Source organism: Pseudomonas sp. KK18, assembly GCF_037094675.1.
Classification (GTDB): Bacteria; Pseudomonadota; Gammaproteobacteria; order Pseudomonadales; family Pseudomonadaceae; genus Aquipseudomonas.
Genome location: NZ_CP146605.1, coordinates 6,447,374 through 6,469,208 on the forward strand (window position 1 = coordinate 6,447,374; position 21,835 = coordinate 6,469,208).

The following is a 21,835-nucleotide window of genomic DNA, read 5'->3' on the forward strand; positions in this document are numbered from 1 at the left end:
GGGCAACGCCCAATGAGCTACAGCAAGATTCCGGCTGGCAAAGACCTGCCGAACGACATCTACGTCGCCATCGAGATTCCGGCCAACCACGCGCCGATCAAATACGAAATCGACAAAGACAGCGACTGCCTGTTCGTTGACCGTTTCATGGCCACCCCGATGTTCTACCCGGCCAACTACGGTTTCATCCCCAACACCCTGGCAGACGACGGTGACCCCCTCGACGTGCTGGTCGTGACCCCTTACCCGGTTACCCCAGGCTCGGTTATCCGCGCCCGCCCGGTCGGCATCCTGAACATGACTGACGACGGCGGCGGCGATGCCAAAGTTATCGCAGTACCACACGACAAGCTGTCCCAGCTGTATGTCGACGTGAAGGAATACACCGATCTGCCGCCACTGCTGCTGGAACAGATCAAACACTTCTTCGAGAACTACAAAGACCTCGAAAAAGGCAAATGGGTGAAGATCGACGGTTGGGGCAATGCAGACGCCGCCCGCGCCGAGATCCTGAAGTCGGTCGCTGCCTACAAAGGCTGATACCGCTATTCGCTCTGAAAAAGCCCCGATTAATCGGGGCTTTTTTTGTGGGAAAAACATAAACATCCGGCTACTTTAATAAACATATTTACAGCAATTGTTTAACTAGCTTAATCAACTAGCAGAATAGTCCTGCGATAAGGAAACACCTACATACAGCAACTCAACGCATGGTTTATTTGATCTGATTTTACGGCCAGTAAACTCTGCGTTTATGAATACATCAGGTGATCGCTTAAGAGCGCTATTACGGGAAGTTCATCTTTCCGCTTCCGACTTCGCCAAGAACCGCGATGTTACGCCTCAACACGTAAACAACTGGTTCAAACGCGGCGTCCCCATGGGCCGGCTCAACGAGTTCGCAGAATTGTTGTGCGTCACCAGCCGTTGGCTGCGCACAGGCGAAGGCCCCAAACATCCACCCGCCAACTACCTGCTGGAAGGATCCGATGCAGACACCTCCCACCGTATCGCCCGCGAGACCAGCGGCAACTACATCACCCACCCGGTCTCGGGCCCGGTAAAAATCGACGTGGAGATCCCCCTCCACCCCACCTTCACCTCGACCGAAAGCATCCGCCTCTCCCTGCACACCCTTGAAGCCATCGGTGTAAGCCCGGAGCGGGCGCTCGGGGCCTACATGGTCGGCAACAGCATGATCGACATCATCCAGGACGGAAGTACCCTTGCCATCGACTGTGGTCGCAAACAGATCATCGATGGCGAAATCTACGCGGTAGAGCACGACGGAATGCTGCGGATCAAATACCTCTACAACCGTCCAGGAGGTGGCCTGCGGATGCGTAGCCACAACAGCGCCGAGCATCCGGACGAGTTTTTGACCTATGAGCAGCGGCATGAGCAGAACTTTGAGATTCTGGGTTGGGTGTTCTGGTGGGCGACACTGAATAACCGCCGCCCGCCGGTGCCGCTGGATGCGCATTTATTGGGCTACGAAGGCTCTAAATCGGATCCGGAGCTGGGAAATTGAGGCGAATATGGGTATTATCCGCCGCACATTTGGCAGGGGGTTGGCGTGAAGCCGGTCCGCCCTGCCTGGCGATGCGGAGGAGTTCCCGCTGATGCCCCTTATCATCAGGGTGCGAGCCTGGGTGAACGATTTGAAGGCTGGTGAGGTTTACCAAAAATAAGCTGAACCAGTCCCCGAGAAGCCGGCCACAAGCCGGCTTTTTAATGCCTGGAAGAAATGCGCTACACCTGCCAGGCATCGAGCTATTTGAGAACGCGCCAACCGCTCCAAGGCACGCAAGCCGTCTTTTCCATCCTCAGGACATTCGCCTGATACGTCGCTAAAAGCCCGTTCCAAGAACACGTTTCGCATACCTGTCGTTACCAACGACATGACATCAAGACGTGTCGCAGAAATCAAAATATAGCGACACGTAGTGCACGCATGTTTACACTGACGCCACGAAAGGGCGCCCTGATGAGCCCCTCTTACCTTTAGACGGATAAGTCAAAGACCGAGCCCCATCCATGACCGCATCCCACCTTCCCTGGCAGGCTGACAAGCCCTACAACCAGCTTCCCACTTTGCCACCGGCAACTGTTCTGGAAACCCATGCAGTGCTCAAACGCTGCATTGAGGCCCGCACAGCCCTGGCCGAATTGAAGCAAGCGGCTGAGCTGATCCCTAACCAGACAATGCTGATCAACACCATTCCATTGCTGGAGGCCAAGGACAGCTCAGAGATCGAAAGTATCGTCACCACCACGGATTTGCTCTTTCAGCATGCTCAGGATGGAGATAGCCACGCAGACCCAGCGACCAAGGAAGCACTGCGCTACCGCAAAGCCCTGCAGAAAGGTTATCAATCGTTGGCCGACCGCCCACTCTCCAGCGGTACTGCAGTCGAAATCTGCCGCACGCTTAAAGGCGTGAACATGGATATACGCCGGGTGCCAGGAGTCCAGCTAGCCAACGACCGAACCGGCGAGATCATCTATACCCCACCGGAAGGCGAAGATCGCTTACGTGACATGCTCGCCAACTGGGAGCGTTTCCTGCACAACGAGACCGACCTGGATCCATTAGTACGTATGGCGGTTAGTCACTATCAATTCGAAGCCATTCACCCATTCACCGACGGCAATGGCCGTACCGGGCGAGTGCTCAACACCCTGTACCTGATCCAGGAAGGCCTGCTGAATCTACCGATTCTCTACCTTAGCCGTTACATCATTGCCCATAGAGCCGATTACTACCGCCTGTTGCTTGATGTCACTCGCGAACAAGCCTGGGAGCCTTGGCTGCTGTACATGCTCAGCGCTGTGGAAGAAACAGCACGCTGGACTTGTGCAAAAATTGCCGCTATTCGCAGCCTGTCCGAGCACACCACCCAGTTTGTTCGTGAGCAGTTGCCGAAAACCTATTCCCGCGAGCTGGTAGACGTCATTTTCGAACAGCCCTACTGCCGCATCAGCAACGTCGTCGACAAACAGATTGCCCAGCGTCAAGCAGCCTCCCGTTACCTCAAAGAACTAGTCGCCATCGGCGTTCTGCAAGAGGTTCAGGTTGGCAAGGAAAAGCTCTTCATCCATCCCAAACTGATGCAGCTACTCACTCGCGACAGCAATGACTTCAAGCCATACGCCTGAGGAGACCGCTTTAATCCATGGCGATCGTCTGCCGGGATTTCCGCCCCTGAGCCAGGATGATGAGCATTTGGTCAGTAGATCGCTGACCAAATGCATCGCAACCTCAGCGTAGGCTTAAGGTCCTCACCTCGGCTGCAAACAGTCCAGCGCTCGATCCACCACCACCTTCGACATTTCCACCAAATGCATCACCGCCCGCTGTGCGCCATTCAGCGGCTCGGTCGACGCCTGGGCGGTTGCTACGGCGCAATGCAGCAACTCGGCAGCATGGGCCAGCGCATCTTCGAAACTCAGTTCGTCATCGACGGTAAACGGGTTGGGTGAAGGCTGCGCGTCCGGCGCTTTAAGGTAGTGATCGATCACTCGACGCGAGGCATCAGTGTCGCGGAGTAAGGCTTTATGGAATGCGGGTGGATCGGGGGTAACTTTGACCATGGTAAATCTCCAATCAAACATTTGGAGCCACCACTCCTCGCGACTAAACGAAGGCGGCAGCTGTACGCAGGTTAGTCGACCGGTCGATTGGAAACCCGGCGCGCCCGAGGGCGCCCTGCGCACAGCCACCATAAAAGTGCAGGCGAAAAACGGCCTGACTCATGAACTGATCGTGCGCCAATCGAATCCGGGCGACTAAACCCGATCACCGAATATGCAGTGACGGAACGCAGACTAGTCGCGGGATTTTGCTGGCGCAAGCGCTTGGAATTCTCTAGGAAACGTCCTGCAAATGAAAGGGATCAGTCTTCCTGGCCATTCCCAATCACTGCATCTTCTTGACTCTCCCCCTAAGGTCACACCTCACCCTGAAACCCCAGTTTTCAGGACCGCACCACCATGAGCCAACGCATCCTGGTCATCCTCGGCCACCCTTCCAGCACCAGCTTCTGCTCGGCCCTCACCGACACCTACATCACCAGCGCCAAAAACGCCGGCCACGAAGTACGCATCCTGCGTCTGGGTGAACTGGCCTTCGACCCTATCCTCCACAACGGCTACAACCAGGCCCAGCCTCTGGAACCCGACCTGCTCAACGCTCAATCCGACATCCTGTGGGCCAATCACCTGACGTTTGTTTTCCCCATCTGGTGGGGTGGAATCCCTGCGTTGATGAAAGGTTTTATCGACCGAATTTTCCTATCCGGTTTCGCCTTCAAATACCGCAAGGGAAAGGCCTTCCCCGACAAACTCCTGAAGGGCAGAACCGCGCACTTGCTGGTGACCCTGGACACGCCGCCGTGGTATTACAGGTGGTTCTACCGCATGCCCGCGCTGCATCAGATGCGCAAGACAACACTGGCGTTTTGTGGCATTCAGCCGATCAAGACGTTGCTGTTCGGGCCGGTGTTGGGCTCTACGCCAGCACAGCGGGAACAGTGGCTGAAACAGGCCGGCGCACTCTTTGGGAAAAGGATTTTTCATGTACATCGGCAAAGCCGCGCAACTGTCGGGCACAACCATCAAGGCGATTCGTCACTATGAGGCCATCGGCCTGTTGCCGCCGCCGCAGCGGGAAGGCCGTTATCGGATTTACTCTACGCAAAGTGTCGAGCTGCTGACGTTCATCAAGTGTGCCCAGCAGTTGGGTTTCAAGCTCAAGGAGTTGCAGGTGATTCTGGTCGGGCATCCTGGTGATGGGTTGCCCTGGGAGCTGGCGGACAAGGCAATCACCAACAAAAAGCAGGAACTGATGAAGCAAATCGAAGCGCTGCAGAAGATGCACGGGGGATTGGTCGAATTTGAGGCCAGTCTCAAGGACGCTCAGGGTCAATGCAACGCACCACCGAAAACGCCACGGCCGTCAATGAGCTGAACCGCTGTTTTACGTAGTACCGGGCAGCGGCTCGGAACAGAAAAAGCTTCGCAAGTAATGGAGTGGTTTCCGGCCGCACTGGGAAAGGTCCACTTCGAGCGCGATTGGCAATGGCGTGCTGGCGGGAAGTTGGACGGCGATTACCGGCGTGTGGGACGCCATCAAGCAAGCGCAGGAGATCTTCAAGGACGCCGGCAGCTGTTTGAAAGCCTGGGGGCGACAGCCAGCGAATCGATGGAGCTGGCGAGTACTGCGCCAAAGGTTATGGAACAGGCGATCCTGCTGGCCAATGATGAGGCGGCGCTGTGCCTGATGTGCGCATCTGACTGGACAGTGAGCCGAATCGCTCACACAATCGGCTCACCAAATGAGCCGAATAAGCCTTCTATTCGGCTCACATACCGAGCATGCCTCCATGGATCACCCGAACTGGATCTGGCAACAACCCGACTGGCCGCACTTTCACTGGCAACCAGAGCGACTCGCAGCGTTGTTGCGCGAGTGCACGCAGGCGCAAGGAAAGTTGCTGGGCATGCTCGGTTCGGTCAGCCAGGCACAGAGTTCGGAGAATGAACTGGATGCGTTGCTGCAAAACATTCTGACCTCCTCGGCAATCGAGGGTGAGCAACTGAATGTGGGCTCGGTACGTTCCTCTTTGGCCCGACGCCTGGGCCTGGAGCAATTGCAAGACGGCTCCGTGAGCCGACGCAGCGAGGGTCTGGCTGACTTGATGCTGGACGCCACGCAACAGGTTGCTCAACCGTTTACCCTCACCCGTCTATTTAACTGGCATCGGTGGTTGTTTCCCGCCGAGGAGGCCCGCTTTTCCACCCACGGCTTGAACGTAGGCGCGCTAAGGGGGGATGAGCCCATGCAGGTTGTGTCGGGACGACTGGACCGACCCACTGTGCATTTCGAGGCCCCACCCCGCCAAGGGCTAGAGCAGTCGCTGGACGATTTCATCGAATGGTTTGAAGCCAGTCGCCATCATGCGGCCCTTGACCCATTGCTGCGCGCAGGCCTGGCGCATTTCTGGTTCGTCACCCTGCATCCCTTCGATGATGGTAATGGTCGTCTGACGCGGGCGATTACCGACCTCGCGCTTGCCCAGGCAGAGCATCAAGCGATCCGCTTCTACGCGATGTCGGCGAGCATCCTTGAAGACCGGGCGGGCTATTACCGTGCACTGGAAACCAGTCAAAAGGCCACGCTGGATATCACCGATTGGCTTGAGTGGTTCCTGCAAACGCTGCTTCGTAGCTTGCAGCAGGCCATGATGCGGATTGACCGGGTGCTGGGCAAAACCCGCTTCTGGCAGCAGCATCGGGACCACGCACTCAGCGCCGAACAGACCAAAGTCTTGAATCGCCTGCTCGACGGTGGCGAAAAGGGCTTTGAGCACGGGATCAGCGCCGCCCAGTATCAGGCAGTGGCCAAAGTGTCCAAGGCCACGGCGACCCGACATCTGGCCGATCTTCTGGAAAAAAACTGCCTGGTTCGGCTACCCGGCGGCGGCCGCAGCACCCGCTATCAAATCAACACTCAAGGCGATTGATTTTCAAGGCAAATCCCCCCACTCATTTGCCCCAATCCCCCATGTCTGCTAGTGTCGCGCCGGTTTACCGTCTACCGGAATAGCCGCCATGGCCCGCAAAAAAGTTGCACTCGATTTCGAACAATCCCTCGCCGACCTGCAAACCCTGGTCGAGCGGATGGAGAACGGCGAGTTGTCGCTGGAAGACTCGTTGACCGCATTCGAGCAAGGCATCGGCCTGACCCGCGACTGCCAGAGCGCCCTGGCGCAGGCGGAGCAGAAGGTCCAGGTGTTGCTGGAACGCGATGGGGAGTTGGCCGAAGAACCTTTCGATGCGGAACAGCCTGAATGATCGACGCTTATCAGGCCGGCAGCCAGGCCCGGGTCAATGCTGCGCTGGAACCGCTGTTTGTCGCGCCCAGCCCTGAGCTGAACCGCCTGTATGAGGCCATGCGCTACAGCGTGATGAACGGTGGCAAGCGGGTTCGCCCGTTGCTCGCCTATGCGGCCTGTGAAGCCCTCGGCGCCCAGGCGGAGGAAGCCAACGGCGCCGCCTGTGCGGTGGAGTTGATCCACGCTTACTCCCTGGTACACGACGATTTGCCGGCAATGGACGACGACGATCTGCGTCGCGGCCAGCCCACTACCCATAAAGCCTTTGATGAAGCCTGCGCGATTCTCGCCGGTGACGGCCTGCAAAGCCTGGCGTTCAGCGCCTTGCTGGACCCGCGCCTGAGCAGCGTCAACGCCGAGATCCGTCTGCGCATGGTTACCGCGCTGGCGCTGGCCGCAGGGCCTGCCGGCATGGTCGGCGGCCAGGCGATTGACCTGGGCTCGGTCGGTTTGAAGCTCGATCAACAAGCCCTGGAATACATGCACCGCCACAAGACCGGCGCGCTGATCGAGGCCGCCGTGCACCTCGGCGCCCTGGCCAGTGGCCGTGCCGAAGCTGCGCAACTGGCGGCGCTGCAAACCTACGCGCGGGCCATCGGCCTGGCGTTCCAGGTGCAGGACGATATTCTCGACGTTGAAAGCGATACCGCGACCCTCGGCAAGCGCCAGGGTGCTGATATCGCACGGGACAAGCCGACTTATCCTTCGCTTCTTGGGCTGGAAGCCGCCAAGGCGTACGCCCTGGAGCTGCGGGACCAGGCCCTGGATGCCCTGCGACCTTTCGACGCGGCTGCCGAGCCACTGCGTGACCTGGCGCGGTATATCGTCGAACGTCGCCACTGACAACAGCGGCCTTTTCCACCGCATATCAGCCAAGTTCGGCGCTCTGCGTGGGCAGTTTGCGATGCTTGAGGTAAACTGCCGCCTCTTCTATACCTATAACGATTCGCCTGATGCCCACGACGTTTCAAGAGATTCCCCGCAAGCGCCCGGCCACGCCCCTGCTGGACCGTGCCAACACGCCAGCCGGCCTGCGCCGCCTGGGTGAAGCCGAGCTGGAAACCCTGGCCGATGAGTTGCGCCTGGAATTGCTCTACACGGTCGGCCAGACCGGTGGGCATTTCGGTGCCGGCCTGGGCGTCATCGAGCTGACCATTGCGCTGCATTACGTATTCGACACTCCGGACGACCGGCTGGTGTGGGACGTGGGTCATCAGGCCTATCCGCACAAGATTCTCACCGGACGCCGCGAGCGCATGGCCACGCTGCGCCAGAAGGATGGCATCGCCGCCTTCCCGCGCCGCTCCGAGAGCGAGTACGACACCTTTGGCGTCGGCCACTCCAGCACCTCTATCAGTGCAGCGCTGGGCATGGCCATTGCCGCCCGCCTGCAAAACAGCGATCGCAAGGCGATTGCGGTGATCGGTGATGGCGCGTTGACCGCCGGCATGGCCTTCGAGGCGCTGAACCACGCGCCGGAAGTGGACGCCAACATGCTGGTGATCCTCAACGACAACGACATGTCGATCTCGCGCAATGTCGGTGGCCTGTCGAATTACCTGGCAAAAATCCTCTCCAGCCGCACTTACGCAAGCATGCGTGAAGGCAGCAAGAAGGTGCTCTCGCGTCTGCCCGGCGCGTGGGAAATTGCCCGTCGTACCGAAGAATATGCCAAGGGGATGCTGGTTCCCGGCACCCTGTTCGAAGAGCTGGGCTGGAACTACATCGGCCCGATCGACGGCCATGACCTTCCAACCCTGATCGCCACCCTGCGCAACATGCGTGACCTTAAAGGCCCGCAGTTCCTGCATATCGTGACCAAGAAAGGCAAAGGCTTCGCCCCGGCGGAAGTCGACCCGATTGGTTACCACGCGATCACCAAGCTGGAACCGCTGAACGCCCCGGCCGCCGCGCCGAAGAAGCCCAGCGGGCCAAAGTATTCCGGTGTGTTCGGCGAATGGCTGTGTGACATGGCCGCCGCCGACCCGCGCCTGGTGGGCATCACCCCGGCGATGAAGGAAGGTTCCGACCTGGTGGCGTTCAGCGAGCGTTTCCCGCTGCGCTATTTCGACGTGGCCATCGCCGAGCAACACGCGGTGACCTTCGCCGCGGGCATGGCCTGTGAAGGCGCCAAGCCGGTGGTAGCGATCTACTCTACGTTCCTGCAACGCGGTTATGACCAGTTGATTCATGACGTCGCGGTGCAGAACCTCGACGTGCTGTTCGCCATCGACCGTGCGGGCCTGGTGGGCGAAGACGGCCCGACCCATGCCGGCAGCTTCGACCTCTCGTACCTGCGCTGCATCCCCGGCATGCTGGTGATGACCCCGAGCGACGAGAACGAACTGCGCAAGATGCTCAGCACCGGCCACCTGTACAACGGCCCGGCGGCTGTGCGCTATCCGCGGGGGAATGGTCCGAATGCAGTGATCGAAAAGGACCTTGAGCCTATCGAAATCGGCAAGGGTATCGTCCGCCGCCAGGGCAGCGGCGTTGCCTTGCTGGTGTTCGGCGTGCAATTGGCTGAAGCCTTGAAAGTGGCCGAGAAGATCGACGCCACGGTGGTAGACATGCGTTTCGTCAAGCCACTGGACGAGGCCTTGGTGCGCGAGATCGCCGGCAGCCATGAGCTGCTGGTGACCATCGAAGAAAACGCCATCATGGGCGGCGCCGGTGCGGCAGTCAGTGAGTTCCTGGCGCGGGAGAATATCCTCAAGTCGGTGCTGCACCTGGGCTTGCCAGATGTGTATGTCGAGCATGCCAAGCCGGCGCAGATGCTGGCCGAGTGCGGGCTGGATGAATCCGGGATTGAAGCTTCGGTTCGTCAGCGCATGGCCCTGCTGGGCCTGTAGAAACGCGATTAAAAATGTGGGAGCGGGCTTGCTCGCGAAAGCGCTGGGTCAGTCGACAGATGCATTGACTGACACTGCGCCTTCGCGAGCAAGCCCGCTCCCACATTTGTTTTATGCCAACTTCAAATGCTACGGACAGCCCATGAACCGCCTTCGCCTCGCCCTGCCCCTTCTGTTACTGCCCGCCACCGACCTGCTCGCCGACAGTTTCGAACGCGACCAAGCCCTCAAGCTGCCCGACATGGTGATCAGCGCCAACCGCCAGGTCCAGGCGCGCAACGACAGCAGCGCCGCCAACACCGTCTTCACCCGCGACGACATCGACCGCCTGCAACCCACCAGCGTGACCGACTTGCTCAGTCGCGTGCCCGGCGTGCAGGTTTCACAGGCCGGTGGCCGTGGCAGTCTGGCAAGCGTCTACATTCGTGGCACCAAGTCGGCCCAGAGCCTGGTGTTGGTCGACGGACAGCGCATCGGCAACTCGACTTCCGGCGACAGCAACCTGCAGCACCTGAACATCCAGCAGATCGAACGCGTGGAAGTCCTGCGTGGTTCGCGCTCGGTGATCTACGGCAGCGATGCGATTGGCGGGGTGATCCAGATTTTCACCCGGCGTGGTAACGAGTCCGGCCTGCAACCCCGCCTGCATGTGGGATTTGGCAGCAACCAGACGTGGGAACGCAGCCTGGGCTTGTCCGGCGGCGATGCGCAAACCCGCTTCAACCTCGGCGCCAGCCTGGATGACACGGCGGGAATCAATCGCACGTACGACTCCTATCCCAGCGACCGTGACCATGACGCCTATCGCAACCAGACCATCAGTTTCAGCCTGAGCCATGCCTTCAACGATGACCTCGAAGCGGGTGTGAACGTGCTGGATAACCGCGGCAAAAGCGAATTCGACAACCCGTTCGGTCGCTTCGATTCGACCACCTTCCAAAGCTTCCAGCAAAAGCCCTACACCCACTTCACCGTGAGCAGTGTCAGCACCTATGTTGACGCGCGTATCAATGACACGTGGAAGTCCCGGCTGGAAGCGGGCCACAGCGAAAACCGCGAAGAAACCCGGGACAAGCTCAGCACCGAACGCAGCGTGTTCAACACTTACCGCAACTCACTGAATTGGCAGAACGACCTGACCCTCAATGAGCAGAACAGCCTGATCCTGGGCGGCGACTGGTACGAGGACCAGGTCAACAGCAGCACAGCGTTCGCCGAAGACAGTCGCTGGAATCGAGCGGCGTTTATCCAGCACCGTTTTCAAGCCCAGTCCTTTTCCACTGAACTGGGCCTGCGTCGCGACGATAACCAACAGTTCGGCGGCCACAACAGTTGGAGCGGCACCTTCACCCTGCCGCTGAACCCGGACAATGATCTGTTGCTGAGCTACAGCGAAGGCTTCCGCGCGCCTACGTTCAACGACCTCTACTACCCGGACGAATTCGGCTTCAAAAACAGTAACCCGAACCTCAAGCCCGAGACATCGAAAAGCTACGAAGTGCAATGGCGCAGCCAGCTCAGCGACAGCAGCCGACTGGAAGCCTCGCTGTACCGCACCGATATTCAGGATGCGATCGTGTTTGCCAGCAACGGCCCGCAAAACGTCAGCGCCGCACGCATCAACGGCTTCGAGGCGGCGCTCAAGCAAGAACTGTTCGGCTGGCAAAGCAGCCTCGCCGTTGCATTGATCGACCCACGCGACCGCGACACCGGGCGCACACTGGCGCGTCGAGCCCGGCGCACCCTGAGCCTGGACCTGGATCGCCAATTCGATCAATTCGGCGTCGGCGCCAGCTGGCAAGCGGTGAGCAGCAGCTACGACGATGCGGCGAACCAGCAACGCCTGGGCGGGTATGGCTTGCTGGGGCTACAGGGCAGTTGGGCGGTGAACCATGAAGTCACGCTGGAAATGAAGCTCGATAACCTGCTGAACAAGGACTACAGCCGGGCGCTGTATCAGTATCAAGGCCAGCAATATGGCTATCGGGAAGAAGGCCGGGCACTGATGTTCGGGGTGACCTGGACGCCGGAACTCTAAGTCGCCTGCACCGGCCTCATCGCGGGCAAGCCCGGCTCCCACAGGGGACCGTGCTTATCCAGACGACTCAGTCAAATGTGGGAGCTGGCGTGCCTGCGATAGCGGTCTCACAGCCCCGGAGCAAGAACCTGACACAACCGCGCCACCGCCTGCAGCATCTGCCCGCTGGGCCGTTCCAGGCCCTTGTCAGGCACCACCAGCAAACGCCCGCCAGCTACCGCCGCCAGCTGGGGCCAGGCCTTCCAGGCATCCAACTGCGCTTGATCGCCCGCCAGAATCACCTCGGGATTACGCTGCAACACCGACTCAATGCTGACCTGCGGTGCCGGTAATTTCAGGTCATCGAACACATTGCGCGCGCCGCACACACTCAGCGCATCGCTGATGATCTGCCCGCCACCCACGGTGTACAGCGGCTGGTTCCACACCTGATAAAACACCCGCAACGGCTCGGCCCGGTGATAGCGCGAGCGCAACTCGGCCAAGCGCTGACGCAACTGCGCGGCCAATTGCCGGCCGGCGTCATCCCGCCCGAGTTGCCGGGCAATGGTTTCGACCTGTGAAGTGAGTTGTTCGAGGCTGTGGGGTTCGGCGACAAATACCGGGATGTTCAGGCGTTGCAGCTGTTCACGCGGGCCCGGGCCGACGCTGCCGGGCCAAAGCAGGATCAGGTCGGGCTTGAGGCTGAGCAGCCGCTCCATGTCCAACTGCCCGTAGTTGCCCACAGACGGCACGTTCGCCAACGCCTGTGGCCGCTCGCCGCCATCCAGCACGCCCACCAGCAAATCGGCGGCGCCCAGTTCAACGACGATTTCAGACAACGAAGGCGCAAGGCTGACCACCCGCTCAACCGCCGCAGCCTGGGCCGCGACTGCCAGCAACAACACCGCCAGCCAGCCGCGCATCAACCCAACTGGCGCGGGATGCGGTAGAGGTAGAACAGCACCAGGGTCGACAATGCCAACAGAAACAGCGGCACCGCTTCCAGCCCGACAAACACCGCCAGCGCGCCGACCCAGGCCGGCAGTGCAGCCACCAGCAACGCCACACGACGGCGGGCCGCGAGGGTGATCCAGGCAGCCGGCTCTTCAGGGGTATCGAGGGCTTTGCCGGTGGCGATCAGCGCGTGTTTATAGCCGTGGAAGTAACGCAGGCTGACAAACATCGAGGCTACGCCGGCGATAAAAAACGGCATCGCCAGCACCGGCAGCAAGGGCTCGGCCTTGCCAAACACCAGGTTGATCACAAACAACGGCACCAACGCCAACGCCAGGTATTGCCACCAGTTAAACGACAGCCGCCGCTTGACCTGGCCGCGCGTCACGCCCGATCGGCCTCGCCCTGGTGCTCGTTGCCCATCATGTGGTCGAGCTTGCTGGCCTTGGTGGCCAGGTACAGCTTGTTGTGCGGGTTGTGGCCGGTGTGCAGCGGCACGCGCTCGGCGACGGTGATGCCCATGTCGGTCAAGGCTTTGACCTTGCGCGGGTTGTTGGTCATCAGCCGCAGGGATTTAACGCCCAGGTGCTGGAGCATCGGCAGGCAGATTCCATAGTCGCGCTGGTCAGCGGCAAAACCGAGGCGCTCGTTGGCTTCCACAGTGTCGGCGCCGCCATCTTGCAGCTCATAGGCGCGGATCTTGTTCAGCAGGCCAATGCCACGGCCTTCCTGACGCAGGTACAGCAACACGCCACGGCCTTCACGGGCGATGGCCTGCAGGGCGGCTTCCAGTTGCGAGCCGCAGTCACAGCGCTGGCTGAACAGCGCATCACCGGTCAGGCACTCGGAGTGCACGCGACCGAGGACCGGGGCACCGTCCGCCACGTCACCGAGGCTGAGAACAACGTGTTCGCGCCCGGTGGCTTCTTCAAGAAAGCCATTCATGGTGAACGTGGCAAAAGGGGTTGGCAGCTTGGAAGCGGCGACGAAAACGACGGGCACCTTGTGCTCCTGATTTCAGATTTCACAGGGGAGGGATTGTAACAGTAGGTTCCTACAGACGCTTAAGCTGAATTATCGCTGATAAAGATCAATAGGTTCGATTGGCCTTCAGCTTGGTTCTATGCCTTTCAGAAATGTTGATAGCCACGAATGGCCGGCGTGACGTCCTGGCCAGACGCATCCAGCAGGGTAACGCCCTGCCCCGCCTCGACCCGGCCGATTACATGGACCGGTACACCGGCGGCCAACAGCGGCGCCAGTTCGGCGGGCGGCAAGGTGAACGCCAGTACGTAGTCGTCCCCCCCGCTCAACGCGGCCACCCGGGCATCCGCCTCACCGACGAACGCCAGCAAGGCGGCGGACAACGGCAGTTTTTGCTGCTCGATCAACAAGCTGACAGCCGACGCCTTGGCGATATGCCCGCAATCAGCCAAAAGGCCGTCGGAAATATCCATGGCAGACGTGGCCTTGCCCCGCAACGCCAAGCCCAGCGCCAACTGCGGTTGCGGCGACCAGTAATGGGCCAGCAGCGGCTCGGCGATAGCCGCCTCCGCCGTGCGCTGCCCCAGGACCAGCGGCAAGGCGCCCGCTGCGTTACCCAGCTCACCGCCCACACACAGCAAGTCGCCAGGCCGCGCGCCGCTGCGGGTCAAGGCCTGGCCCGCCGGCACCCGGCCAAACACGGTCATGGTCAGGCTCAGCGGCCCACGGGTGGTGTCGCCACCCACCAGAACCACGCCACAACCCTGGGCCATGGCGTTCAAGCCCTGGGCATAGCGTTGCAGCCAATCGGCATCAACCGTCGGGGTGGTGAGGGCAAGGGTAAACGCGAGGGGATTGGCGCCCATGGCCGCCAGATCGCTGACTGCCACGGCCAGCGAGCGCTGGCCGAGCAGAAACGGATCGCAGGGGTCGGCAAAATGCACGCCGGCCACCAGGGTATCGGTAGAAATCGCCAGCTGTTCCCCGGGAGGAACAGCCAGCAAGGCGCAGTCGTCGCCAATCCCCAGTGCAATGCCTTCGCCGCCCTGCGCACAGGGCGCGGCGGCGAAGTAGTTGCGGATCAGCTCAAACTCGCCCATTGCGTCAGCAAGCGCCAGTTAGCGCTTGTACGCCTTCACTTCGGCTTCACGCAGGCGCGGGGCCAGCTTGTCGAGCACGCCGTTGACGAACTTGTGACCGTCGGTGGAACCGTAGACTTTCGCCAGTTCGATCCCTTCGTTGATCACAACGCGGTAAGGCACGTCGACGCGCTTGAGCAGTTCCCAGGTGGACAGGCGCAGTACGGCCAGTTCAACCGGGTCCAGCTCTTCGATCGCCAGGTCCAGGCACGGCGTCAGTGCAGCGTCGATCTCCGCCAGGTTGGCCGGAACACCGTGCAGGATGTCGTGGAAGTAGCTGGCATCGGCCGCGCTGAAATCGTTGTCGACGCGAAACTGCGCCTCGATTTCGTTCAGCGAGGTTTTCGCCATGTGGCGCTGGTACAAAGCCTGGGTCGCGAGCTGGCGGGCCGAACGACGCTTTTCGCTTTTCGATGGCTTGCCGGCGTCTGCCGGGCGCGGGTCCTGGGGGTTGAACTGATCGCTGTCGTCGCTAATCACTTGGCCTCCAACTGCGCCAGCAGGCTGACCATTTCCAGGGCGGACAGGGCAGCTTCAGCACCTTTGTTGCCGGCCTTGGTGCCGGAACGCTCGATGGCTTGTTCGATGGAATCAACGGTCAGCACGCCAAAAGCGACCGGCACGCCGAACTCCATGGACACCTGGGCCAGGCCCTTGGTGCATTCGCCAGCCACGTATTCGAAGTGCGGAGTGCCGCCACGAATGACCGCGCCCAGGGCGATGATCGCCGCGTATTCACCCTGCTGTGCAACTTTCTGCGCAACCAGTGGAATTTCGAAGGCGCCAGGAGCGCGGATGATAGTGATGTCGCTTTCGCTCACACCGTGGCGAACCAGGGCATCCACGGCACCGCTTACCAGGCTTTCAACCACGAAGCTGTTGAAGCGGCCAACCACCAGGGCATAGCGGCCTTTGGGGGCGATGAAGGTACCTTCGATGGTCTTCAGGGTCATTCGACAAATCTCTTAAAGAGCCGGGACGCGCTTAGTGCGCGCCCCTCAGTGATATTTGAACCGCGAACAAGGGGCAAACAACGCCGGCCTTTATTCGGAGGGCACGTATTCTACTACTTCCAGGTCGAAACCGGATATGGCATTAAATTTCATTGGCGCACTCATCAGGCGCATTTTGCGCACGCCCAGGTCCCGCAGGATCTGCGAACCGGCCCCGACGATGCTGTAGGTGGTCGGTTTTTTCACCGGCGCGTGGTCGGCGGTTTCGCGGATATGCGCCAGCAGCACGTCGCCATCCAGCGGATGGCCCAGCAGCAATACAACACCGCTGCCGGCCTCGGACACCGCGGACATCGCGGCCCGCAGGCTCCAGCGCCCCGGTTGCTTGACCATCAGCAGGTCGCGCAGCGGGTCCATGTTGTGCACCCGCACCAGGGTCGGCTCTTCAGCGCAGATGGTGCCCAGGGTCAGGGCCATGTGCACGTCGCCTTCCACGGAATCGCGATAGGTCACCAGGTTGAACTGGCCCAGTTCGCTGTCCAGCGGCTGCTCGGCAATCCGCTGAACGGTACGTTCGTGGATCATCCGGTAGTGGATCAGGTCGGCAATGGTGCCGATCTTGATGTTGTGCAGCGCGGCAAATTCTTCCAGCTCGGCGCGACGGGACATGGTGCCGTCGTCGTTCATCACTTCGCAGATCACACCGCTCGGCTCGAAACCGGCCATGCGCGCCAGGTCGCAGGCCGCTTCGGTGTGGCCGGCGCGAGCCAGGGTGCCACCCGGTTGGGCCATCAGCGGGAAGATGTGGCCAGGGCTGACGATATCTTCGGCCTGGGCGTCTTTCGCGGCAGCGGCTTGTACGGTGCGGGCGCGGTCAGCAGCGGAGATACCGGTGGTGACACCGGTAGTGGCTTCGATGGACACGGTGAACTTGGTGCCAAACCCGGAACCATTGCGCGGCGCCATCAACGGCAGCTTCAGCAGCTCGCAGCGCTCGCGGCTCATCGGCATGCAGATCAGGCCACGGGCGTGCTTGGCCATGAAGTTGATGTGTTCCGGCTGGCAGCACTCGGCGGCCATGATCAGGTCGCCTTCATTCTCGCGGTCTTCGTCATCCATGAGGATGACCATCTTGCCTTGGCGGATGTCTTCAACCAGTTCTTCGATGCTGTTGAGCGCCACGCGGCACCCCCTTGGGTCAGGATTTAAGGTAGCCGTTAGCGGCTAAAAAACTTTCAGTGATGTTCCCGGCGGGCCCTTGAAGAGAGTCAGACTCTGCGGCCTTATCACCCAACAACAGGCGCTCCAGGTAACGGGCAAGCAAGTCCACTTCCAGGTTCACCCGGCGACCCGGCTGGTACGACGCCATGATGGTTTCGCTCAGGGTGTGGGGAATGATGGTCAGTTCAAATTCGGCGCCATTCACGGCGTTCACCGTCAGGCTCGTGCCGTCGACGGTGATCGAGCCTTTGTGGGCGATGTACTTGGCCAGCTCTTTCGGTGCGCGAATGCGAAATTCCACGGCACGCGCGTTTTCGCTGCGGGCAACCACTTCGCCGACCCCGTCGACGTGGCCGCTGACCAGGTGCCCACCGAGACGGGTGGTCGGGGTCAGGGCTTTTTCCAGGTTCACCGGGCTGCCGCTCTTGAGGTCGTTCATCGCGGTGCAGTCCAGGGTTTCCCGGCTGACATCGGCGGCAAAGCCGTTGCCAGGCAATTCGATGACGGTCAGGCATACACCGCTGACGGCGATGCTGTCGCCCAGTTTGACGTCGCTCAGGTCGAGCTTGCCGGTTTCAACCAGCAGGCGTACATCGCCGCCTTTTGGGGTCATTGCACGGATGCTGCCAATGGATTCGATAATGCCGGTGAACATGCCGTTCTCCTGAAGACGTGGCGCAGGCCGGAAATTATACGCTCGCTGATGGCAGAGGGATGGCAGTGACTCGCCAGTCATCGCCAACAGCGCGCATTTCAGTGATCTTGAGTTGGGGGGCGTCGGCCAGTTTCTCAAGCGGCCAGTCCAGCAAAGGCCGGGCGGCAGAGCCAAGAAACTTGCCGGCGACGAATATCACGTACTCGTCCACCAGCCCTTGCTGGGCGAAGGCACCCGCCAGGCTTGGGCCGGCTTCCACCAACACTTCGTTGACACCACGGGCCGCCAGGGCCACCAGCGCGGAACGCAGGTCGACCTGGCCGTCGACACCCGGCACCACCAGGCACTCGGGGCCTGTGGGGTACTGGTTGTCCGGCGTCACACAGGTGATGACCAGCGCGGGGCCAGCCTTGAAGAACGGCGCATTCAGCGGCACCCGCAGGCGGCCGTCGATCAGCACACGCAGCGGCGGACGGGACATCGCCAGGGCGGTGGTTTCTTCATCCAGACCCAGTTCGGCGGCGCGCACGGTCAGGCGAGCACCATCGGCCAGCACCGTGTCGGCGCCGGTCAGCACCACACTGGCCTGGGCACGCAGGCGCTGCACAGCGGCACGGGCGGCCGGGCCGGTGATCCATTGGCTTTCGCCGTTGGCCATCGCGGTGCGACCGTCCAGGCTCATGGCCAACTTGACCCGCACAAACGGCAGGCCATGCTCCATGCGCTTGAGAAAGCCCGGGTTAAGCGCCCGCGCTTCGTTTTCCAGCAAGCCGCTGTGGGTCTCGATCCCGGCCTGGGCCAGGCGGCGCATGCCACGCCCGGCGACTTCCGGATTCGGGTCCTGCATCGCTGCCACCACACGGGCCAGGCCGGCATTCACCAAGGCATCGGCGCACGGCGGTGTGTGCCCGTGGTGGCTGCACGGTTCAAGGGTCACGTAGGCCGTGGCGCCCCGGGCTTTGTCGCCCGCAGCCCGCAGGGCGTGGACTTCCGCATGGGGTTCGCCGGTGCGCACGTGCCAGCCTTCGCCGACAACCTGCCCGTCACGCACGATCACGCAGCCAACCCGGGGGTTGGGGTGGGTGGTGTACAGGCCCTTGCGCGCCAATTCCAGGGCACGGGCCATGTAATGGGCGTCGAGTACCGCTTGTTCTGCCGAAGGTGGGTTCATTCTTTTACCGGCTCACGGGCCAGGCGGTCGATCTCTTCGCGGAACTCGTTGAGGTCCTGGAAGCGTCGATACACCGAGGCGAAACGGATATAGGCGACTTCGTCGAGCTTTTGCAGCTCGCCCATCACCAGTTCTCCAACCACCAGGGATTTGACTTCGCGCTCGCCGGTGGCGCGCAGCTTGTGCTTGATGTGCACCAGCGCCGCTTCCAGCCGCTCGACACTCACCGGGCGTTTTTCCAGGGCGCGCTGCATTCCGGCGCGCAGTTTTTCTTCGTCGAAGGGCTGGCGACTGCCGTCGGTCTTGATCAGACGTGGCAATACCAGTTCGGCGGTTTCGAAGGTGGTGAAACGTTCACCGCAGCCAGAGGCCAGGCATTCACGCCGGCGACGCACCTGTTCGCCCTCGGCGACCAGACGCGAGTCAATGACCTTGGTGTCGTTGGCACCGCAGAAGGGACAGTGCATGGTGGCAGGCAACAAAAAATGGGAGGGCCATGGTAGCGCATCCCTGTGGCAAGACAAGCCATAGCCTTTACGGTATATAGGCTGACTATTATGTTTCATATTTTTTAAGCCACGGATTTTGTCCTTTCTGGAGCCGTACATGCAGTTACGACCACTTGTTTTGCTCACGTTGCTCGGTTTTCTGGTCGCCTGCAGCAGCCATGCCCCAAAACCTGCGGCGCCGGCTCCGGCACCGCAACAAGAGAAAAAACTGCCGGGTGTGGAAGAAGATCTCGGCCCGTTGCCCGCCTACCAGCGTGAAGTCAGCGGCCAATTGAACGGTATACCGGCGGGTGCCGAAGTCGAACTGGCGCTGCTGGTGATCGACGACCGTTCGCGCCCGCAACAACTGCTGGCCAGCAGCGTGCTGATCGGCAACAACAAGCCCCTGGCCTTCCGCCTGCGCTTCAACCCGCAAGCGTTCCCGGCGGGCGGGCGCGTTGAATTGCGTGGTCGCGCCAGCCAGTCCGGCCAGTTGATCCTGCACCTGCCGCCGGTGCGCATCACCCAGGCGATCACCCAGACCACCGGGCCGCTGCAACTCGTTCCCGCACCATGACGCCACCGCTGGACCTGCAACGCGCACTGAGCGAACTGATCGGCGACGCCCAACTGGTGCCCTGCCCGCTGCCGGGCACCGAGTTGTCGCTGTGGTTACTGGACGCCGACAACATGGACCGCGCCTTCAGCCCCGAAGAAACCCGGCGCATCCTGCATGAGCCGCCGTACTGGAGCTTTTGCTGGGCCAGTGGCCTGGCGCTGGCGCGATACCTGGCGGCCAACCCCGAGTGGGTCGCGGGTAAGCGGGTGCTGGATTTCGGCGCAGGTTCGGGTGTTGCCGGGATTGCCGCGGTAAAGGCCGGAGCGCTGGAAGTGGTGGCGTGCGACCTGGATCCGCTGGCCCTGGCTGCCTGCCGGGCGAATGCCGAACTCAACGGCGTAACGCTGGGCTATTCAGAAGACTTCTTCACCGAAGCCGACCGGTTTGACCTGATCCTGGTCGCCGATGTGCTATACGACCGGGCGAACCTGCCGCTGCTGGATCAATTCCTGACACGCGGCCTCGAAGCGCTGGTCGCCGATTCCCGGGTTCGGGACTTCCAGCACCCGGATTATCAGCGCCTGGGCATCCTCGACGCCCTGACACTGCCCGACCTGGCCGAGCCCTGGGAGTTTCGCAAGGTGAGCCTGTACCATTCGCGGCGATAGTCGCGCCTATCAAACCCGCAAATCTCCAGTAACAGATGGGCTAAGACAGTCTTCAGCGTAGCGTGGAAAATGGCCGCCTCTCGCACGCTACCTGGACGACCAAACGGTATGCCAAACCCCCGATTTGCATCCGTCGCCTCTTGCTCAAAAAGCTTGCAAACGTTACCGCTACTGCCTAATCTTTGCCGCAATACACCCGCCATGCCTCTGGTCGCGCAAGTGACTAAGCACAAATTGTGCGGGTTTTTTATGCCTGGCGTTTTTTGGGCATGAGAACGTTCGACAAACCTGCCATTGATGTCCCCTCCCAGATAGAACTGCTCAAACAACGTGGCTTGCTCATTCAAGATGAAGCTCGTGCGCAGTGTTTCTTGCAGTCCGTCAGTTTTTTCCGATTGAGCCCCTACATGCGCCCTTTTCAGCAATCGGGGGATGTCGATCATCGATTTCGCGATGGCACAGGTTTTCGTCAGTTAACTCGACTCTACGACTTTGACCGCAGGCTTCGATTGTTGAGCATGGATGCCATTGAACGCGTGGAAATAGCGACCCGCTCGATGATCAGTAACCATATGGGGCCCAACTATGGCAGCCATTGGTATACCGATATCGGAATGTTTCAACAGGCATTTGACCACCAACGCCTACTCGCAACATTGCAGTCCAAGCAATGTGCCGCTATCCGAGACTATGAGCGCGAATGCCTGCGAATAGATCGGTTGCAAGCCGAAAGCGGTCGCAAAGCCCATCTCAAACGCCAGAGAGCAAAAGAGAGTTACGCCCGACACTACCCCACCACCTACGACCAACCACCACTCATGCCCGGCTGGGCAATGCTGGAAGAACTCACACTCGGCGACCTGTCCCATCTCTACAAAGGCTTGGCCAGGGATTCAGACAAGAAGGCTATCGCCAGACGCCTGGAACTCCCCGCCCCTTTGATGCAGTCCTGGCTGCACACCTTGACCACTATTCGTAACATCTGCGCACACCATGCGCGAATGTGGAATCGAGAATTGGGCATTCGCCCAGAACTGCCCAAAAAAGCCAACTTTCCGTGGCCCAGGCACCTTATTCATCCGGGCACTCATGCCCGTATGTTCGCAGCACTCTGCATCCTTAATCACCTAATGCATAAAGTGTGTCCACACGCTCAGTGGGACCGGCGCCTGCGTCAACTGACTGAGGAATTTCCCGATGTCAGCCTCAAAGCGATGGGTTTTCCTCAAGACTGGTACCAGGACCCTTTCTGGCATCCTGTACGCGCTTAATCGC

The 21,835-nt window shown here is 60.6% G+C and carries 24 protein-coding genes; 13 read left to right on the forward strand and 11 right to left on the reverse strand.

Going from position 1 to position 21,835, the window contains the following annotated elements:
- The first annotated feature begins 12 nt into the window (after nucleotides 1-12).
- The 3 genes from ppa (at nucleotide 13) to V6607_RS29285 (ending at nucleotide 3,159) form a co-directional block, all read left to right on the forward strand.
- Complete coding sequence (ppa, locus tag V6607_RS29275; protein WP_003219382.1) at nucleotides 13-540, forward strand: inorganic diphosphatase; 528 nt, start codon at nucleotides 13-15, stop codon at nucleotides 538-540.
- 214 nt (nucleotides 541-754) lie between these two features.
- A complete protein-coding gene (locus tag V6607_RS29280) occupies nucleotides 755-1,531 on the forward strand; it encodes an XRE family transcriptional regulator (protein ID WP_087692357.1) in 777 nt (258 codons plus the stop codon).
- Between the two features lie 506 nt (nucleotides 1,532-2,037).
- On the forward strand, nucleotides 2,038-3,159 hold the full coding sequence (locus tag V6607_RS29285) for a Fic family protein (RefSeq protein ID WP_134327384.1): 1,122 nt from the start codon (nucleotides 2,038-2,040) through the stop codon (nucleotides 3,157-3,159).
- 123 nt (nucleotides 3,160-3,282) lie between these two features.
- Here the strand turns inward: V6607_RS29285 and V6607_RS29290 are convergent, their stop codons facing one another.
- Nucleotides 3,283-3,594, reverse strand: a complete 312-nt coding sequence (locus V6607_RS29290; RefSeq protein WP_003219377.1) for a DUF3077 domain-containing protein — start codon at nucleotides 3,592-3,594, stop codon at nucleotides 3,283-3,285.
- Nucleotides 3,595-3,993: 399 nt separating this feature from the next.
- On the opposite strand from V6607_RS29290, the gene V6607_RS29295 reads away from it, so the two are divergent.
- From V6607_RS29295 to V6607_RS29325, 7 genes are all read left to right on the forward strand, one after another.
- On the forward strand, nucleotides 3,994-4,638 hold the full coding sequence (locus V6607_RS29295; RefSeq protein ID WP_134327385.1) for an NAD(P)H-dependent oxidoreductase: 645 nt from the start codon (nucleotides 3,994-3,996) through the stop codon (nucleotides 4,636-4,638).
- Nucleotides 4,577-4,969, forward strand: coding sequence for a MerR family transcriptional regulator (locus tag V6607_RS29300; RefSeq protein ID WP_087692355.1), 393 nt, complete (start codon nucleotides 4,577-4,579; stop codon nucleotides 4,967-4,969). The genes V6607_RS29295 and V6607_RS29300 overlap by 62 nt, the downstream gene beginning before the upstream one ends.
- 415 nt (nucleotides 4,970-5,384) lie before the next feature.
- Nucleotides 5,385-6,524, forward strand: a complete 1,140-nt coding sequence (locus V6607_RS29305) for a Fic family protein (RefSeq protein WP_134327386.1) — start codon at nucleotides 5,385-5,387, stop codon at nucleotides 6,522-6,524.
- 88 nt (nucleotides 6,525-6,612) lie between these two features.
- The gene (locus V6607_RS29310; RefSeq protein WP_003209964.1) at nucleotides 6,613-6,855 is read left to right on the forward strand and encodes an exodeoxyribonuclease VII small subunit; all 243 of its coding nucleotides are present in this window, start codon (nucleotides 6,613-6,615) and stop codon (nucleotides 6,853-6,855) included.
- Nucleotides 6,852-7,739: a (2E,6E)-farnesyl diphosphate synthase gene (gene ispA / locus V6607_RS29315; protein WP_003209966.1), complete on the forward strand. Its 888-nt coding sequence runs from the start codon at nucleotides 6,852-6,854 to the stop codon at nucleotides 7,737-7,739. The genes V6607_RS29310 and ispA overlap by 4 nt, the downstream gene beginning before the upstream one ends.
- A gap of 110 nt (nucleotides 7,740-7,849) precedes the next feature.
- A complete protein-coding gene (gene dxs, locus V6607_RS29320; protein WP_008436502.1) occupies nucleotides 7,850-9,748 on the forward strand; it encodes a 1-deoxy-D-xylulose-5-phosphate synthase in 1,899 nt (632 codons plus the stop codon).
- Nucleotides 9,749-9,890: 142 nt separating this feature from the next.
- Nucleotides 9,891-11,786, forward strand: a complete 1,896-nt coding sequence (locus V6607_RS29325) for a TonB-dependent receptor (RefSeq protein WP_134327387.1) — start codon at nucleotides 9,891-9,893, stop codon at nucleotides 11,784-11,786.
- A gap of 107 nt (nucleotides 11,787-11,893) precedes the next feature.
- On the opposite strand, the gene V6607_RS29330 is transcribed toward V6607_RS29325, so the two are convergent.
- The 10 genes from V6607_RS29330 to nrdR all read right to left on the reverse strand — a co-directional run bounded on the left by V6607_RS29330 (nucleotide 11,894) and on the right by nrdR (nucleotide 19,312).
- Entirely contained in the window at nucleotides 11,894-12,691 is a 798-nt protein-coding gene (locus tag V6607_RS29330) for a cobalamin-binding protein (RefSeq protein WP_134327388.1), read from the reverse strand.
- A complete protein-coding gene (locus tag V6607_RS29335; protein ID WP_003209980.1) occupies nucleotides 12,691-13,110 on the reverse strand; it encodes a nuclear FMR1 interacting 1 family protein in 420 nt (139 codons plus the stop codon). Before V6607_RS29335 ends, V6607_RS29330 begins: the two co-directional genes overlap by 1 nt.
- The gene (gene ribA, locus V6607_RS29340; RefSeq protein WP_003209983.1) at nucleotides 13,107-13,724 is read right to left on the reverse strand and encodes a GTP cyclohydrolase II; all 618 of its coding nucleotides are present in this window, start codon (nucleotides 13,722-13,724) and stop codon (nucleotides 13,107-13,109) included. Before ribA ends, V6607_RS29335 begins: the two co-directional genes overlap by 4 nt.
- A 128-nt stretch (nucleotides 13,725-13,852) precedes the next feature.
- Complete coding sequence (gene thiL, locus V6607_RS29345) at nucleotides 13,853-14,806, reverse strand: thiamine-phosphate kinase (protein ID WP_087692351.1); 954 nt, start codon at nucleotides 14,804-14,806, stop codon at nucleotides 13,853-13,855.
- An 18-nt stretch (nucleotides 14,807-14,824) separates the two neighbouring features.
- Entirely contained in the window at nucleotides 14,825-15,325 is a 501-nt protein-coding gene (gene nusB / locus V6607_RS29350; protein ID WP_003209985.1) for a transcription antitermination factor NusB, read from the reverse strand.
- Nucleotides 15,322-15,798, reverse strand: coding sequence for a 6,7-dimethyl-8-ribityllumazine synthase (ribE, locus tag V6607_RS29355; protein ID WP_003209986.1), 477 nt, complete (start codon nucleotides 15,796-15,798; stop codon nucleotides 15,322-15,324). The genes nusB and ribE overlap by 4 nt, the downstream gene beginning before the upstream one ends.
- 90 nt (nucleotides 15,799-15,888) lie before the next feature.
- Nucleotides 15,889-16,980, reverse strand: a complete 1,092-nt coding sequence (gene ribBA / locus V6607_RS29360; RefSeq protein WP_338742413.1) for a bifunctional 3,4-dihydroxy-2-butanone-4-phosphate synthase/GTP cyclohydrolase II — start codon at nucleotides 16,978-16,980, stop codon at nucleotides 15,889-15,891.
- A 16-nt stretch (nucleotides 16,981-16,996) separates the two neighbouring features.
- A complete protein-coding gene (locus V6607_RS29365; protein WP_003209988.1) occupies nucleotides 16,997-17,674 on the reverse strand; it encodes a riboflavin synthase in 678 nt (225 codons plus the stop codon).
- A 34-nt stretch (nucleotides 17,675-17,708) separates the two neighbouring features.
- Nucleotides 17,709-18,845, reverse strand: coding sequence for a bifunctional diaminohydroxyphosphoribosylaminopyrimidine deaminase/5-amino-6-(5-phosphoribosylamino)uracil reductase RibD (gene ribD, locus V6607_RS29370; RefSeq protein ID WP_003209989.1), 1,137 nt, complete (start codon nucleotides 18,843-18,845; stop codon nucleotides 17,709-17,711).
- Nucleotides 18,842-19,312, reverse strand: a complete 471-nt coding sequence (gene nrdR / locus V6607_RS29375; RefSeq protein ID WP_003209990.1) for a transcriptional regulator NrdR — start codon at nucleotides 19,310-19,312, stop codon at nucleotides 18,842-18,844. Before nrdR ends, ribD begins: the two co-directional genes overlap by 4 nt.
- Nucleotides 19,313-19,451: 139 nt before the next feature.
- On the opposite strand from nrdR, the gene V6607_RS29380 reads away from it, so the two are divergent.
- From V6607_RS29380 to V6607_RS29390, 3 genes are all read left to right on the forward strand, one after another.
- Nucleotides 19,452-19,910 carry a YbaY family lipoprotein gene (locus V6607_RS29380; RefSeq protein ID WP_003209991.1) on the forward strand — a complete coding sequence of 153 codons (459 nt, stop codon included), beginning with the start codon at nucleotides 19,452-19,454 and terminating at the stop codon, nucleotides 19,908-19,910.
- A complete protein-coding gene (locus tag V6607_RS29385; protein WP_134327389.1) occupies nucleotides 19,907-20,560 on the forward strand; it encodes a 50S ribosomal protein L11 methyltransferase in 654 nt (217 codons plus the stop codon). Before V6607_RS29380 ends, V6607_RS29385 begins: the two co-directional genes overlap by 4 nt.
- A gap of 269 nt (nucleotides 20,561-20,829) precedes the next feature.
- A complete protein-coding gene (locus tag V6607_RS29390; protein ID WP_102369988.1) occupies nucleotides 20,830-21,831 on the forward strand; it encodes an Abi family protein in 1,002 nt (333 codons plus the stop codon).
- The last annotated feature ends 4 nt before the right edge of the window (nucleotides 21,832-21,835 follow it).

Bases quoted from the DNA above. Each gene is read 5' to 3' on its own strand.
- ppa (WP_003219382.1), top strand. From the start codon at position 13: ATGAGCTACAGCAAGATTCCGGCTGGCAAAGACCTGCCGAACGACATC.
- V6607_RS29280 (WP_087692357.1), top strand. From the start codon at position 755: ATGAATACATCAGGTGATCGCTTAAGAGCGCTATTACGGGAAGTTCAT.
- V6607_RS29285 (WP_134327384.1), top strand. From the start codon at position 2,038: ATGACCGCATCCCACCTTCCCTGGCAGGCTGACAAGCCCTACAACCAG.
- V6607_RS29290 (WP_003219377.1), bottom strand. From the start codon at position 3,594: ATGGTCAAAGTTACCCCCGATCCACCCGCATTCCATAAAGCCTTACTC.
- V6607_RS29295 (WP_134327385.1), top strand. From the start codon at position 3,994: ATGAGCCAACGCATCCTGGTCATCCTCGGCCACCCTTCCAGCACCAGC.
- V6607_RS29300 (WP_087692355.1), top strand. From the start codon at position 4,577: ATGTACATCGGCAAAGCCGCGCAACTGTCGGGCACAACCATCAAGGCG.
- V6607_RS29305 (WP_134327386.1), top strand. From the start codon at position 5,385: ATGGATCACCCGAACTGGATCTGGCAACAACCCGACTGGCCGCACTTT.
- V6607_RS29310 (WP_003209964.1), top strand. From the start codon at position 6,613: ATGGCCCGCAAAAAAGTTGCACTCGATTTCGAACAATCCCTCGCCGAC.
- ispA (WP_003209966.1), top strand. From the start codon at position 6,852: ATGATCGACGCTTATCAGGCCGGCAGCCAGGCCCGGGTCAATGCTGCG.
- dxs (WP_008436502.1), top strand. From the start codon at position 7,850: ATGCCCACGACGTTTCAAGAGATTCCCCGCAAGCGCCCGGCCACGCCC.
- V6607_RS29325 (WP_134327387.1), top strand. From the start codon at position 9,891: ATGAACCGCCTTCGCCTCGCCCTGCCCCTTCTGTTACTGCCCGCCACC.
- V6607_RS29330 (WP_134327388.1), bottom strand. From the start codon at position 12,691: ATGCGCGGCTGGCTGGCGGTGTTGTTGCTGGCAGTCGCGGCCCAGGCT.
- thiL (WP_087692351.1), bottom strand. From the start codon at position 14,806: ATGGGCGAGTTTGAGCTGATCCGCAACTACTTCGCCGCCGCGCCCTGT.
- ribE (WP_003209986.1), bottom strand. From the start codon at position 15,798: ATGACCCTGAAGACCATCGAAGGTACCTTCATCGCCCCCAAAGGCCGC.
- V6607_RS29365 (WP_003209988.1), bottom strand. From the start codon at position 17,674: ATGTTCACCGGCATTATCGAATCCATTGGCAGCATCCGTGCAATGACC.
- ribD (WP_003209989.1), bottom strand. From the start codon at position 18,845: ATGAACCCACCTTCGGCAGAACAAGCGGTACTCGACGCCCATTACATG.
- nrdR (WP_003209990.1), bottom strand. From the start codon at position 19,312: ATGCACTGTCCCTTCTGCGGTGCCAACGACACCAAGGTCATTGACTCG.
- V6607_RS29380 (WP_003209991.1), top strand. From the start codon at position 19,452: ATGCAGTTACGACCACTTGTTTTGCTCACGTTGCTCGGTTTTCTGGTC.
- V6607_RS29385 (WP_134327389.1), top strand. From the start codon at position 19,907: ATGACGCCACCGCTGGACCTGCAACGCGCACTGAGCGAACTGATCGGC.
- V6607_RS29390 (WP_102369988.1), top strand. From the start codon at position 20,830: ATGAGAACGTTCGACAAACCTGCCATTGATGTCCCCTCCCAGATAGAA.